The 13574-nt window shown below is 64.5% G+C and carries 11 protein-coding genes; 7 read left to right on the top strand and 4 right to left on the bottom strand.

Annotated features, from left to right (window positions below; all coding sequences use genetic code 11):
- Nucleotides 1-13 precede the first annotated feature (13 nt).
- The 4 genes from ACSHT2_RS24770 (at nt 14) to ACSHT2_RS24785 (ending at nt 4460) form a co-directional block, all read left to right on the top strand.
- Nucleotides 14-1252 carry an FAD-binding protein gene (locus ACSHT2_RS24770; protein ID WP_440642922.1) on the top strand — a complete coding sequence of 413 codons (1239 nt, stop codon included), beginning with the start codon at nt 14-16 and terminating at the stop codon, nt 1250-1252.
- Nucleotides 1249-2571 (top strand): glycolate oxidase subunit GlcF, encoded by a 1323-nt coding sequence (glcF, locus tag ACSHT2_RS24775; protein WP_440637135.1) that lies wholly within the window; start codon nt 1249-1251, stop codon nt 2569-2571. The genes ACSHT2_RS24770 and glcF overlap by 4 nt, the downstream gene beginning before the upstream one ends.
- A gap of 86 nt (nt 2572-2657) precedes the next feature.
- Nucleotides 2658-3044, top strand: coding sequence for a histone (locus ACSHT2_RS24780; RefSeq protein WP_440637136.1), 387 nt, complete (start codon nt 2658-2660; stop codon nt 3042-3044).
- Between the two features lie 402 nt (nt 3045-3446).
- Nucleotides 3447-4460, top strand: a complete 1014-nt coding sequence (locus tag ACSHT2_RS24785; protein ID WP_440637137.1) for a TorF family putative porin — start codon at nt 3447-3449, stop codon at nt 4458-4460.
- A 315-nt stretch (nt 4461-4775) separates the two neighbouring features.
- On the opposite strand, the gene ACSHT2_RS24790 is transcribed toward ACSHT2_RS24785, so the two are convergent.
- On the bottom strand, nt 4776-6530 hold the full coding sequence (locus ACSHT2_RS24790) for an ABC transporter ATP-binding protein/permease (RefSeq protein WP_440637138.1): 1755 nt from the start codon (nt 6528-6530) through the stop codon (nt 4776-4778).
- A 311-nt stretch (nt 6531-6841) separates the two neighbouring features.
- On the opposite strand from ACSHT2_RS24790, the gene ACSHT2_RS24795 reads away from it, so the two are divergent.
- Together ACSHT2_RS24795 and ACSHT2_RS24800 are read left to right on the top strand one after the other, a co-directional pair.
- A complete protein-coding gene (locus tag ACSHT2_RS24795) occupies nt 6842-8506 on the top strand; it encodes an L-lactate permease (RefSeq protein WP_440637139.1) in 1665 nt (554 codons plus the stop codon).
- Nucleotides 8507-8637: 131 nt separating this feature from the next.
- The gene (locus tag ACSHT2_RS24800) at nt 8638-9036 is read left to right on the top strand and encodes an META domain-containing protein (protein WP_440637140.1); all 399 of its coding nucleotides are present in this window, start codon (nt 8638-8640) and stop codon (nt 9034-9036) included.
- A 254-nt stretch (nt 9037-9290) separates the two neighbouring features.
- On the opposite strand, the gene ACSHT2_RS24805 is transcribed toward ACSHT2_RS24800, so the two are convergent.
- From ACSHT2_RS24805 to ACSHT2_RS24815, 3 genes are all read right to left on the bottom strand, one after another.
- Nucleotides 9291-10502, bottom strand: a complete 1212-nt coding sequence (locus ACSHT2_RS24805; RefSeq protein ID WP_440637141.1) for a hypothetical protein — start codon at nt 10500-10502, stop codon at nt 9291-9293.
- A 142-nt stretch (nt 10503-10644) separates the two neighbouring features.
- Entirely contained in the window at nt 10645-12276 is a 1632-nt protein-coding gene (gene groL, locus ACSHT2_RS24810; RefSeq protein ID WP_440637142.1) for a chaperonin GroEL, read from the bottom strand.
- A 156-nt stretch (nt 12277-12432) separates the two neighbouring features.
- On the bottom strand, nt 12433-12729 hold the full coding sequence (locus ACSHT2_RS24815; RefSeq protein WP_025033779.1) for a co-chaperone GroES: 297 nt from the start codon (nt 12727-12729) through the stop codon (nt 12433-12435).
- Nucleotides 12730-13045: 316 nt separating this feature from the next.
- Between ACSHT2_RS24815 and ACSHT2_RS24820 the strand changes: the two genes are divergently transcribed.
- Nucleotides 13046-13567 carry a hypothetical protein gene (locus tag ACSHT2_RS24820; RefSeq protein WP_061879002.1) on the top strand — a complete coding sequence of 174 codons (522 nt, stop codon included), beginning with the start codon at nt 13046-13048 and terminating at the stop codon, nt 13565-13567.
- Nucleotides 13568-13574: the final 7 nt, after the last annotated feature.

Below are 13574 nucleotides of genomic sequence, written 5' to 3' on the forward strand. Positions count from 1 at the left end.
TACCGGCTCAGTGGTGGATACGCTCAAGGTCAGAGACGCCAAAGACGTCGAAGAGGTGGTGCGCGCGGCGATCGCGAACGAGCAGCCGCTCGAGATCATCGGTCATGGCAGCAAGCGCAGCATTGGCCATGCGATGGCAACCAACGCCGTGCTCGACGTCTCCGCGCTGAATGCCGTCACCTCCTACGAGCCGAACGAGCTGATCGTCACGCTCCAGGCCGGGGCGCCGCTCGCCGACGTGCTGTCGCTGATCGATGCCAAGAACCAGCAATTCGCCTTCGAGCCGATGAACACCGCGCCGCTGCTCGGCACGCCGGCGCTTGGCACCATCGGCGGCATGATCGCGGCCGGGCTCGCCGGGCCGCGGCGCATCCGGGCGGGCGGGGCACGCGATCATCTGCTCGGGGCGCACGCCGTCTCGGGCTTCGGCGACAGCTTCAAGACCGGCGGCAAGGTGGTGAAGAACGTCACCGGCTACGACCTCTGCAAGCTGCTCGCCGGGTCCTGGGGCACGCTGTCGGTGATGACGGAGGTCACGCTCAAGGTGATGCCGAAGCCGGAGGCCGAGCGGACGCTGTTGCTGCGCGGGCTCGACGATGCCGCCGCCAACAAGGCCATGACCGCGGCGCTGGGCTCGCCCTTCGACGTCTCCGGTGCCGCGCATCTGCCGTGTCAGGCATTCCGGGCCAAGACCGAGGGGATTGGCGACATCGCGGGCCAGGGCGAGGCGCTGACCGCACTGCGGCTGGAGGGCATCACCGCGTCCGCGGCACACCGAGCCGGATCGCTGCGCGAATTGCTGGCGCCGTTCGGAACCGCGACGCTGGTCGAGGATGCCGCCTCCGCGGCGCTGTGGGCCGCGATCCGCGATGTGCTGCCGTTTGCGGCCAGCGGCGCGCTCGGCGCCTGGCCGGTGTGGCGGATCGTCTGTCCGCCGGCCTCGGGCGCGGCACTCGGCACGCAATTGGCGCGCGAGACGGGGGGCGATCTGATCTACGACTGGGGCGGCGGGCTGATCTGGGCGGCAGTGCCGCCAAAGCCCGACGCGCATGCCCCGGCCGTGCGCGAGCGCACGAACGCGGTCGGTGGGCACGCCACGCTGATCCGGGCGGCCGAGGATGTCAGGCGCACGATCGACGTGTTCCAGCCGCAGGCGCCCGGGATCGCTGCCCTCAGCGAGCGGGTGCGTGCCAGCTTCGATCCGAAGACCATTCTCAACCGGGGACGGCTGACGCGAGGCGCTGCGTCATGAAGACCGAATTCTCGCTCGCGCAACTCGCCGACCCCGACATCGCGGAAGCCGACAAGATCCTGCGGGCCTGCGTCCATTGCGGCTTCTGCACCGCGACCTGTCCGACCTATGTGCTGCTCGGCGACGAGCTCGACAGCCCGCGCGGCCGCATCTACCTGATCAAGGAGATGCTGGAGAAGGATCAGGCGCCGACGGCCGAGGTGGTCAAGCATATCGACCGCTGCCTGTCATGCCTTGCCTGCATGACGACCTGCCCCTCGGGGGTGAACTACATGCACCTCGTCGACCAGGCCCGCGTCCGGATCGAGCAGCGTTATCAGCGGCCGCTGGCCGAGCGGCTGCTGCGCCAGGTGCTGGCCTTCGTCCTGCCGGACCCGCAGCGCTTCCGCATCAGCATGTGGCTGGCGCGGCTGGCCCGTCCGCTGGGCGTCTTGCTGCCGACGCCGCGGCCTTCGGCGACGCCCGGATTGATCCAGCGCATCAAGGCGATGCTGGCGCTGGCCCCGAACCAATTGCCGCCGGCAGGGCCTGCCGCGGGCAGCGTATTCGCGGCGCTCGGCAAGAAGCGCGGACGTGTGGCGCTACTCCAGGGCTGCGCCCAGCAGGTGCTGGCGCCGCGCATCAACCAGGCCGCCATCAATCTCCTGACCCGCCACGGCATCGAGGTGGTCCTGGTCCGGGACGAGCAGTGCTGTGGCGCGCTGACCCATCACCTTGGCAACGACCAGGATGCGCTGGCGCGAGCTCGCGCCAACGTCGCGGCGTGGCGGAAGGAAGCGGCCGGCGAGGGACTCGACGCCATCCTGGTGACGACCTCCGGCTGCGGTACGGTCATCAAGGACTATGGCTATCTCCTGCGCGAGGACTCCGCGTTCGCGGCCGATGCGGCGAAGGTGTCGGCGCTCTCCAAGGACATCACCGAATACGTCGCCGGCCTCGAACTCGCGACGACTGCGAGACAGGACGACATCGTCGTTGCCTATCACTCCGCGTGTTCGTTGCAGCACGGGCAGAAAATCACGGGCCTTCCGAAAGAATTGCTTTCCAAGAATGGATTCGTGGTGAAAGATGTGCCCGAGAGCCATTTGTGTTGCGGTTCGGCGGGGACCTACAACATTCTCCAGCCCGAGCTTGCGGGCCGGTTGCGCGATCGCAAGGTCGCCAACATCGCGAGCGTCAAGCCGGACATGATTGCCGCGGGCAATATCGGCTGCATGGTGCAGATTGCCAGTGGCACGTCAGTTCCGGTCGTACACACGATTGAGCTTCTCGATTGGGCTACGGGCGGGTCGCGGCCGACACCGAACGCACAAGTTTGAGCTTTCAAAGGCTCGGGCTTTCGTCCGGAGGTGACGGCAGAACGACGCCCGATCGACCATTGTTCGGCGGCAACAGGAGGACCACGATGGCGAAAGCGAAGAAGAAGAAAAGCAAGAAGGCCAAAAAAGCGAAGAAGGCCGTAGCAGCGAAGAAGACCGCAAAGAAGGCAGCCAAGAAGTCCGCAAAAAAGTCTGCCAGGAAGACTGCGAAGAAAACTGCAAAGAAAACTGCGAAGAAGTCTGCCAAGAAGGCAGCTCCGAAGAAAGCCGCCAGGAAGGCTGCTGCGAAGTCGGCCAAGAAGGCCGCACCCAAGAAGGCCGCGAAGAGAGCGGCACCGAAGAAGGCGAAGGCAGCTCCTGCTCCGAAGCCATCGGCACCGGTGGAAGCTCCGGCTCCCGAGCCTGCCTCCGAGACAAGCTGGGCGATGCCTTCGTCTTCTGCGGAACCAGCGCCGGCAGAGGGGCAGGGGTAAGCCCGGCCGCTCGTTGCCTCTTGAAGCGATCTGCAATCAGAAAGGCCGCGGCGCTGGGCGCTGCGGCCTTTTTGCATCGTCGCAAGCTGTTCAGGCTCAGCCTGTTTGCCCCGCCCGTCCGATTCGTGGCCTGGGCGCCACCCCGCCGAAGACCCCCGGACTTTCACGGGCCTCCTGTGCACTTTGGAATGTAAAAAATGTGATCGGGAAGCCACACAGGCCAACAACCTTTCGTGAATTGGTCAAAACGCCTAAAAAGTCGGCAGATGCCCGCGCTTTTTGCTTCACGGTTCCTATCCGCCAATCCAGATTGTCGCAGTGATGTAATTTGCAATCAGGTCGAGTGCCCCGGGGGGCTTCCGGGATACGACTGGGGTCTAAGAACTGGCGATGGGGATCGAAATGAAAAAAGTAGCTTTGTTGGCAACGGCGCTGGCAATGGTGACGACGGGTTCGGCTTTCGCGGCAGACTTGCGGGTGAAAGCGCTGAAGGCCCCGCCGCCGCCGGCCTTCGATCCCTGGGACATCGCCTTCGGCGGTGGGATCATGAGCGACTACATCTTCCGCGGTATCACCCAGTCGAACCACAAGCCGTCGGTCACGGCCTATTTCGAGCCGCGCTACAACGTCACCAAGGACCTCCAGCTCTACGTCGGTACGTCCGCCTCGAGCATCTCGTTCCCGAACCGCGCCGCGGCCGAAGTCGACATCTACGGTGGTATCCGCCCGACCTTCGGTGCGTTCGCCTTCGACATCGGCGTCTGGGGTTACCTGTATCCGGGTGGCAGCTGCTATTTCGGCGGCAACGGCATCGACTTTGCCGGCAACTTCCAAGGCGACAATTGCGCCGAGAAAGCCCTGCTCAACACCAACGTGATCAAGAAGGACCTGAGCTTCTTCGAAGTCTACGGCAAGTTCACCTACACGGTGAACGAGAACTGGTCGTTCGGCATCAACGAATACTACACGCCGAGCTACCTGAACTCGGGCGCCTGGGGCAACTACACCTCGATCGTGGGCAAATATATCGCGCCCAGCACCGTGTTCGGCTCGAGCGGCGTCGGCATGTACGTGTCGGGTGAGTTCGGCCGTCAGTGGCTCGGCACCTCGGACAGCTTCTACGGCGTGGCGGCTTTCCCGAACGGCATCAAATATGCCGATTACAACACCTGGAATGTCGGCATCGGCTTCACCTACAAGGTGATGACGCTGGATCTGCGCTACTCCGACACGGACCTGTCGAAGGGCGACTGTAACGCCTTCACGAGCGATTTTTCGGCGCGCGGCAACATCAGCGCGTCCTCGGGCACCTTCGTTACCCCGATCAATCCGTCGGGCGTCGGCTCCAACTGGTGCGGCGCGGCCGGCATCGCCAAGCTGTCGTTCGACCTGACGGCGATGAGCAATCTGAAGTAAGTTTCTTTCCGAAACGACTTTAGCGAGGGCGGCGGGGCAACCTGCCGCCCTTTTGCTTTGGGTCCAATAGCACGCTGCTGGAGTTTGGCCGTGGCGTGTGCGGTGAGGGCCCGATGTTGCCACATCGTCATGGCCGGCCCTGTCCAGCCCTGTCCCGGCCATCCACGTATCGCGCAGAGCTCCTGAAGGACGTGGATGCCCGTGTCTTCGCCTCGCAGAAGCGGCTTCGGCTGCGCAGGTGGGACAAGCCGGGACGAACGTTGGAGCGCGGCCGTTCGAGCCGCGCGCGCCGAACCGGCGGCCTCCGCTCGCGCCTCAGCGCGCCGCGGTCGGCTCCGCTGCAGCCCGTTCACCGCCGACCACGTGGATCGCACCATCCTTCACCAATGCCACCTTACGCGTGTGGAAAGCGTCGAGCGTCGAGCGGTGGCCGATCGAGACGATGGTTGCCTGCGGCAGCTTCTCCACCAGGAGCCGATAAAGCCGGGCCTCCGACGGCTCGTCCAGCGAGGCAGTCGCCTCGTCCAGGAACAGATAGTCCGGTACATGCAACAGCGCGCGGGCGAGCCCGAGGCGCTGCTGCTCGCCGAGCGACAGCATCCGGTTCCAATGGCCGTCCTCCTCCAGCCGCTCGGAGAGATCAGGCAGCCCGACCGCGATCAGCGCGTCGCGGACTTGCGCAGCGTCGAATACGCCGTTCGCTGCCGGATAGACGATGGCATCGCGCAACATGCCGACCGGAAAATAGGGTCGCTGCGGCAGCATCATCAGCTTTGCCTTCTCCGGGATGACGACCGTGCCGGTACCGAACGGCCAAATGCCGGCGATAGCCCGGAACAGAGTGGACTTGCCGGAGCCCGACGGTCCGGTCACCAACACGCGCTCCGACGGCTGGATCGTGAAGGCATCGGCTGCGACCAGAGGTGTGCCGTTCGGCAGTTTGACCAGCAATTGCTCGAGCCCGATGGCCTTGCCCTTCGACGGCGCAACATCGATGGTCGGCTCGAGCCCTGCGCCATGGGCGGCGGAGCTGACCGACATCTCGAAGCCATCGAGTCGCGCAATCACCGCGCGCCATTCGGCGAGCGAGCGATAGGCGGTGACGAAGAAGGACAGCGCGTCCTGCACGCTGCCGAACGCCGAGCCAGTCTGCATCATGTCGCCGAGTTGGATGCGCTTGGCGAAGTAGGCAGGCGCCACCACTACATAGGGAAAGATCGTTGCAGCCTGACCGTAGCTTGCCGTAAACGCGATCAGGCGCTTGTTCCGACGCATGATCTCGTACCAATTGCCGATGACGAAGCCGAAGCGCTGCAGGAGACGCCCTCGCTCCGCGCTCTCGCCCTTCAAAAGGGCGATCTGCTCGGAATTTTCGCGCACGCGGATCAGGTTGAAGCGGAAATCGGCCTCGAAGCGTTGCTGCTCGAAATTCAGATTGATGAGCGGGGCGCCGATCCAGTGCGTCAGCGCGGTACCCACAATCGCGTAGACCACCGCGCACCAGACCAGAAAACCGGGGACGACGATATCGGTGCCGTAAATGTACAAAGGTGCCTTGTAGGACAGCCCCCATAGGATGACCACGAACGAGGCTAGCGTCACGACCGAGGACAAAAGGCCAAGGCCGATGGTCAGCGTTTGTTCGACGAAGGTCTTGACGTCCTCGGTGACACGCTGGTCCGGGTTGTCGGCAGCGTCGCCCTTGAGCTGCATGCGGTAGTGCGTGGCGCCGTCGAGCCATTCGCCGAGATAATGTTGCGTCAGCCATTGCCGCCAGCGGATCTGGAGCCACTGGTTGAGGTAGAGCTTGTAGACGGCCAGTGCGACGAAGGTGAAGGCAAGGCCAAGGAAGATCCAGACCTCCTTGATGAACTCGGGCAGATCGTAGGCCTGCAGCGCGCTGTAGAACCGGTTCTGCCATTGATTGAGGAGCACATTGATCGCGACCAGCACCAGCTCCATCGCGACGACGGCGGCGAGCAGGCCCCGACCCGCCCATTTGTCCTCCGACCGAAAATAAGGAGCGGCGATTCGCCAGACGATCGCGAGCGTGGCGCTGATGTTCTTCACAGAGCAGGGTCTCCTCGGGAGATGTGCATAGCGGCCCAGAGCCAAAGACTTGAGGCGATGGCAGAAACGGGCGCGCCTAGACTAAAGTCGCAAGATCTGCAATTTGCGTTGGATTGTCGCAGCCCGCAACCCTAGCATGGGCTTCGACGGCCGGGGGCAGGGTGGTGCGGGATTTCGCGAGCTTGTGAGCGGACGGGAACCGCCTGCATTCGCGAGGAATTGGCGTCCAGCTCGGGGTTATCACTTTCAGCGTCAAGCAGGACGGCTCTCCACGCGGGCCGCCTGCCGCAACATGCGTGGGGAGAAAGTCCATGTGGAATCAAATCTATGACCCGCTGAACAGCCCGGTGCTGTCGACCATCGCGGGGGCGGTGCCCGTCGTCACGCTGCTGGTCCTGATCGCGAGCGGTCGCGTCCAGGCGCATATCGCGGCCGTCATTGCCGTGATCGTGACCAATCTGATCACGATCTTCGTTTTCACCATGCCCGCGAACATGTCGATCCGCGCCTCGGTGCTGGGCGTCGTCACGGGGTTCTTCCCCATCGGCTGGATCGTCCTCAACGTCATCTTCCTCTACCAGGTGACGGTGAGCACCGGTCGCTTCGAATTGCTCAAGCGCGCCGTCGGCGGCGTCACCGAGGACCGGCGGCTGCAATTGCTGCTGATCGCGTTCTCGTTCGGCGCGTTCTTCGAGGGCGCCTCCGGCTTCGGCACGCCGGTTGCGATCACCGGCGCCGTGCTGATCGGGCTCGGCTTCTCGCCGCTCGCAGCTTCCGGCCTGTCGCTGATCGCCAACACCGCGCCGGTCGCCTATGGCGCGCTGGGCACGCCGATCCAGGGGCTCGCTTCAGTCACGGGACTCGATCCCTACATCCTGGGTGCGATGGTTGGCCGGCAATTGCCGTTCTTCTCGCTCATCGTGCCGTTCTGGGTGGTGTGGGCCTTTGCGGGCTGGAAGGGCATGAAGGATGTCTGGCCGGCGGTCCTCGTCACCGGCATATCGTTTGCCGTCCCGCAATTCGTGATCTCGAACTACATCAATCCCTGGATCGTCGACATCGGCGCGTCGCTGATCTCGATGGGGGCGCTGATCCTGTTCCTGAAGGTGTGGCAACCGAAGCAGCTTTGGCTGTCCCCGGCGCTGCGCGGCCGCGATGAATCGGCCTCGACGATGGCGGCGGCAAGGCCGCTCGACAAGACGCCGCTGACGCAGGCCGAGCTCTTCAATGCGCTCCTGCCCTGGATCATCGTCTGCATCGTGATGCTGATCTGGGGCAACGGCGCCTTCAAGACCTGGGCGAACTCGATCTTCGTCTGGAACTATCCCGTGCCCGAGCTGCACCAGATGATCAACAAGATGCCGCCGGTCGCGCCAGGGCCGACGAAAGAGAGCGCGGTGTTTGCCTTCACCTATCTCTCCTTCACCGGCACCGGCATGCTGATCGCGGCGATCATCTCCGGCATCCTGATGGGGGTCGGTCCCGGCGGGCTTATCGCCCAGTATGGCCGCACCATCCGGCTGTGCGCGATCTCGCTGATCACGATCTCGGCGATGCTGGCGATCGGCACGCTCACCCGCCTGTCCGGCGTCGACGCAACGCTGGGTCTCGCCTTTGCCGCGACCGGTGTGCTCTATCCCTTCTTCGGCACGCTGCTCGGCTGGCTCGGCGTGGCGCTGACGGGATCGGATACGTCGTCCAATATCCTGTTCGGCAACCTGCAGAAGATCACCTCCGAGCAGCTCGGCCTGTCCCCGATCCTGATGAGCGCGGCGAACTCCTCCGGTGGCGTGATGGGCAAGATGATCGACGCCCAGTCGATCGTGGTCGCCTCCACCGCGACCAACTGGTACGGGCATGAGGGCACCATCCTGCGCTTCGTGTTCTGGCACTCGATCGTGCTGGCGTGCCTCGTCGGTGTGCTCGTGACGTTGCAGGCCTATGTCTGGCCGTTCACGGCGATGGTCCTGAAATAGCCGGCAGCGCCTCGTTCGACGCAAATCCCCGCGAGGTTCGCCCCGCGGGGATTTTTGCATCTGGGCGAACCTTCTCAATGGCCCCGCCATCTTATAGAAGGTGCCGCAAATCAGGTCGGTCGAGAGGTCTCATGGTTTCACTCAGGCGATTGGTGTGTGCGGCACTTGCAATGCTCGCGATGTCCACGCTCGCTCGTGCCGAGGACGGATTCCCGTTCGGCACCGAGATGACGCTCGAAGCATTGCCGCAGCCCGGCTCGAAGCGGATTCCGAACATCGAGATCGGCGACCATGGCGAAGTCGTGCTGGAGCTCTGGTGCAAGGGCGGCAAGGGCCAGTTCTCGGTCGCCGGCAACACCGTGATCTTCGTCCCCGGCCAGATCCAGGACCGTTCCTGTCCGCCGGCGAAGGTGCAGGCCGACGACGAGCTCGTGGCCGCGCTCGGCAGCGTCGAGACTTGGAGGCGACAGGGCGACGTGCTGACGCTGCTCGGCCCCAAGCCGCTGCGCTTTCGCGTCAACGGGAATTAGGGCATGATCCGGAAAAGTGCGCAGCGGTTTTCCGAAGAGATCATGCTCAAACAACAACCTAAAGCGCGATGACGATTCATCCTAATCGCATCGCGCTTTAGGGTCTCGCGAACGTTCCTTTCGTGTCCCGGACAAGGCGCATCGCCTAAGCGATGCGACCCAGAGCCGGGACCCAGTTTTCTCTCCGCGATTCCGCTTGCGGCCTCTGGGCCCCGGCTCGCAGCGCTTCGCGCTACGTCCGTGGCACGAGAAGCCTACTTCCACACCGACTTGTCGGCGTCCCAGCGCTGGCCCTTCAGCTCGGTTGCGAGCGCCTCGATCGCCCCGTTGTCGTCAGGCAGATCGCCTTCTTCGTCCAGGCTCGCATCGTCGGACAGATTGAGCTTGGCACCGCTGCTCTCGTCGGCGGTCGTGGTCGCGGGGCTGCCGATCCAGAGCATGAGCTTGTCGGTGGTGCCCGGCTTGTCGGGCGATAGGAGCCCGGCGACCTCGATTGTGTCGGTGAGCTCGAGCGTCGGAAAATCCTGATTCGGCCGCTTGAACACCAGCTTGAGCTTGCCGGTCGCGGGGTTGAAGTTTTGCGAGACCGGCTTTGCCGCGAGCGTCCTGCTCAGCACGCTTGCCACCGCAGTTGCAAGCTTGCCCTTGTTGATCCTGTCACCCTCGCGCCAGTCTGCCGCGGGGAAGCGGATGGTGCGGTCCATCTCGATCATGCCCGCGGTCCAGCCTGCGGCCGTGACGCCGGGCATCGCCTTGAATTTCGACAGCAGCGCTCCCGCGCGCTCGGGATCGACCGACATGTTGATGGTCTGCTCGCCTGCGCGCAGTGCGTCGCAGCCGACGGTGAGGCTCGCCAGCGTCACCTCGACCTCCTGGCCCTTCAGGCTCTTCAGGAAGTCGGTCGCAGCGTCGAGCTTGACCTTGACTGCGATTGCTTCCGGCGAGACGTCGGTGAAATCCTTCGGCTGCGGCGTGATGCCGTCGTCGGAGGTCTGGCTGTCCAGAAATTCCTTCTCGCTGAGATCGGAATTGTCGGGGGAGGTGACCTCGGTCACCGCCTGGCCGATCGCGATCTGGCCGCGAAATTCGAAGGTGTCGCCGGATTGTTTGCGCAGCAGCTTGACGCTGACCGGCGACTTCTCGCCAAGGCTCTGCGTCGTTCCCGTCAGCGTCTGGCCGGCGACCTGGAGATTGACGACGAAGCGGTCCTTGCGGTCGGAATTCTTCGCGATCGGGTAGCAGACGTCGAGCACCGCCGCGGTGACCGTCCTGCCCTGGCGCGTCTCCTTCAGGATCACGTCGGCATTGCCGTCCATCAGCCCGTCGATCGACGTGAAATAGCGCGTCTCGGGTCCGCCCGGCACTGTCGCCTTCGGCGACAGCTTCATCTGGGCGGAGGCGAACTCGGGCGAGACGGCGAGCAGAGCCGCCAGAAGGGCAGTCGAACAAACCAGAAGCGCGCGCATCGACGAAGACCTCGAGCAATCAGAATCGGCGCCACCGTAGTGGTTTTTGGCTGCCGGTTGAATTGGAAAGCGGAGAGGCAGGGTCGGCAAAAAAGAAGGCCGCCCGGAGGCGGCCTTCGCAATACTGCGATGGAACGGAGGCTTAGAAGCCGCCCATGCCGCCGCCGGCCGGCATGGCCGGCGGAGCTTCCTTCTTCGGCAGCTCGGCGACCATGGCCTCGGTGGTCACCAGCAGGCCGGCCACGGAGGAGGCGTCCTGGAGCGCGGTGCGCACCACCTTGGCGGGATCGATGATGCCCTTCTCGACCATGTCGACATAGTCCTCGCTCTGGGCGTCGAAGCCGAAGGTCTCGGACTTGTTCTCCAGGATCTTGCCGACGACGATCGAGCCTTCCACGCCCGCGTTCTCGGAGATCTGGCGGATCGGGGCTTCCAGCGCCTTCAGCACGATGTTGATGCCGGCCTGGACGTCGTCATTGGCGTTGGTGAGACGGCCCACCGCCTTCTTGGCGCGGAGCAGCGCGACGCCGCCGCCGGGGACGATGCCTTCCTGCACCGCAGCGCGGGTGGCGTTCAGCGCGTCCTCGACGCGGTCCTTCTTCTCCTTGACCTCGATCTCGGTGGCGCCGCCGACGCGTATCACCGCGACGCCGCCGGCAAGCTTGGCGAGGCGCTCCTGGAGCTTCTCACGGTCGTAGTCCGAGGTGGTCTCCTCGATCTGGGCCTTGATCTGGCCGACGCGCGCCTCGATGTCGGGCTTCTTGCCGGCGCCCTTGACGATCGTGGTGTTCTCTTTGTCGATCACCACCTTGCCCGCGCGTCCCAGCATCTTCACCGTGACGTTCTCGAGCTTGATGCCGAGCTCCTCGGAGATCAGCTGGCCACCGGTCAGGATCGCGATGTCCTCCAGCATGGCCTTGCGGCGGTCACCGAAGCCCGGCGCCTTCACGGCGGCAACCTTGAGGCCGCCACGCAGGCGGTTGACGACCAGGGTGGCCAGCGCCTCGCCCTCGACGTCCTCGGCGATGATGACGAGCGGCTTGCCCGACTGCACCACGGCTTCCAGCACCGGCAGCATGGCCTGCAGGCCCGAGAGTTTCTTCTCGTGCAGGAGGATGTAGGCGTCCTCGAGCTCGGCGGTCATCTTCTCGGCGTTGGTGACGAAGTAGGGGCTGAGATAGCCGCGGTCGAACTTCATGCCCTCGACGATGTCCACCTCGGTGTCGAGCGACTTGTTTTCCTCGACGGTGATGACGCCCTCGTTGCCGACCTTCTGCATCGCCTGAGCGATCATCTTGCCGATGGCGGCATCGCCATTGGCCGAGATGGTGCCGACCTGGGCGACCTCGGAGGAGGCGGCGACCGGCTTGGCGCGCTTTTCGATGTCCTTGACGACGGCGGCGACCGCGGTGTCGATGCCGCGCTTGAGGTCCATCGGGTTCATGCCGGCGGCAACCGCCTTGGCGCCTTCGCGCACGATGGCCTGGGCCAGGACGGTCGCGGTGGTGGTGCCGTCGCCGGCGGTGTCGTTGGTCTTGGAGGCGACCTCGCGCAGCATCTGGGCGCCCATGTTCTCGAACTTGTCCTCGAGCTCGATCTCCTTGGCGACGGTGACGCCGTCCTTGGTGATGCGGGGCGCGCCGAACGACTTCTCGATGACGACGTTGCGGCCCTTCGGGCCGAGCGTCACCTTGACGGCGTTGGCGAGAATGTCGACGCCGCGCAGCATGCGATCGCGCGCGTCTCCGGAAAACTTGACGTCTTTGGCAGCCATGTCTGCAATCCCTCGTGTTTCGTGTTGTTCCTGCCGCTTCTCTTCGTCATTGCCGGGCTTGACCCGGCAATCGATCATCTTGCGAAAAGTGATGGATGCCCGGGGCAAGCCCGGGCATGACGAGATGGCATTCAGCGGCCGTTCAGGCAGATGGCCTTAGGCCAGCACGCCCATGATGTCCGACTCCTTCATGATCAGGAGCTCTTCATTGTCGATCTTGACCTCGGTGCCCGACCACTTGCCGAACAGCACGCGGTCGCCGACCTTGAGGTCGATCGGGATCAGCTTGCCGGTCTCATCGCGGCCGCCGGGGCCGACGGCGACGACTTCGCCCTGCGACGGCTTTTCCTTGGCGGTGTCGGGAATGATGATGCCGCCCTTGGTCTTTTCCTCGGCGTCGATACGTTTGACCACGACACGGTCATGCAGCGGACGAAATTTGGATTTAGCCATGACGTTTCCCTTTGGAGGCTCGCTTCGGAAGTGGTGGAAGTCGGTGGGGCGGCGCGTCCGTCCACCCTCTCCCTGAGGGATCGAACGGCGCGCTTAGCAATCGGGCTTTCCGAGTGCTAATAGTGGGCCCGGAAATATGGCTTGGCCGCGATCCTGTCAAGCAAAGGTGGTTAAGCGATTGTTGAGGCGGATATAGGATGGTGGCATTGGAAACTTGTTCGGGGCGTCGGCGTACAGAAGGACGTCATTGCTCCGGCAGCGGTTTTGCGCTTGGCTGCGGGAGGGGTGCGGCCGTCGTCTTGTTCGGGGGAATGCCATGATCAGTTCAGCTCACGCGCGCACGGTTGCCAATCTGGCGGCAGCCTCCTGTCTGGCGCTGTTGCTGGGCGCCTGCGGCGGCGGCATGAGCCTGCCGTCCTTCTCGTCGTCCTCTCCGCCGCCCGAGGCCGAACCCGGCACAGCTCCGGAAATGCCGGCCACCATCCGCGCCGACGAGATCGTCGGCCGCTGGGGTCTCGCCTCGTTCCAGAACCCGGCCGACCGCGCCCGCACCGAGGCTGCCGCCCGGGCGCAGTGCAAGAACCCCTATGTGATCACCGCCGGCTCCTCCGGCGGCGTGATCATGCATCTGGCCGACCAGGCGACGCCGCAGGAACTGCGGCTGAAGGGCTCGCCGAGCGGCAAGAACTACATCGGACCGGCGGGGCCGACCCCTGGCGAGCAGGATCGCGAGATCATCTCCTTCGACGGCCGCGTCCTGATCACCCGCTTCATCGACAAGGACGCCGCCACCCGCTACGGCAACATGGTCTACGTCCGCTGCGCGCCGCGAGCGTGATGTTCTG

Origin of the sequence: Bradyrhizobium sp. PUT101, from assembly GCF_052043945.1 — a bacterium.
Lineage (GTDB): Bacteria > Pseudomonadota > Alphaproteobacteria > Rhizobiales > Xanthobacteraceae > Bradyrhizobium.

Excerpts from the sequence above, each read along its gene's own strand:
- glcF (WP_440637135.1), top strand. The coding sequence starts at position 1,249 with ATGAAGACCGAATTCTCGCTCGCGCAACTCGCCGACCCCGACATCGCG.
- ACSHT2_RS24780 (WP_440637136.1), top strand. The coding sequence starts at position 2,658 with ATGGCGAAAGCGAAGAAGAAGAAAAGCAAGAAGGCCAAAAAAGCGAAG.
- ACSHT2_RS24785 (WP_440637137.1), top strand. The coding sequence starts at position 3,447 with ATGAAAAAAGTAGCTTTGTTGGCAACGGCGCTGGCAATGGTGACGACG.
- ACSHT2_RS24795 (WP_440637139.1), top strand. The coding sequence starts at position 6,842 with ATGTGGAATCAAATCTATGACCCGCTGAACAGCCCGGTGCTGTCGACC.
- ACSHT2_RS24800 (WP_440637140.1), top strand. The coding sequence starts at position 8,638 with ATGGTTTCACTCAGGCGATTGGTGTGTGCGGCACTTGCAATGCTCGCG.
- ACSHT2_RS24805 (WP_440637141.1), bottom strand. The coding sequence starts at position 10,502 with ATGCGCGCGCTTCTGGTTTGTTCGACTGCCCTTCTGGCGGCTCTGCTC.
- groL (WP_440637142.1), bottom strand. The coding sequence starts at position 12,276 with ATGGCTGCCAAAGACGTCAAGTTTTCCGGAGACGCGCGCGATCGCATG.
- ACSHT2_RS24815 (WP_025033779.1), bottom strand. The coding sequence starts at position 12,729 with ATGGCTAAATCCAAATTTCGTCCGCTGCATGACCGTGTCGTGGTCAAA.
- ACSHT2_RS24820 (WP_061879002.1), top strand. The coding sequence starts at position 13,046 with ATGATCAGTTCAGCTCACGCGCGCACGGTTGCCAATCTGGCGGCAGCC.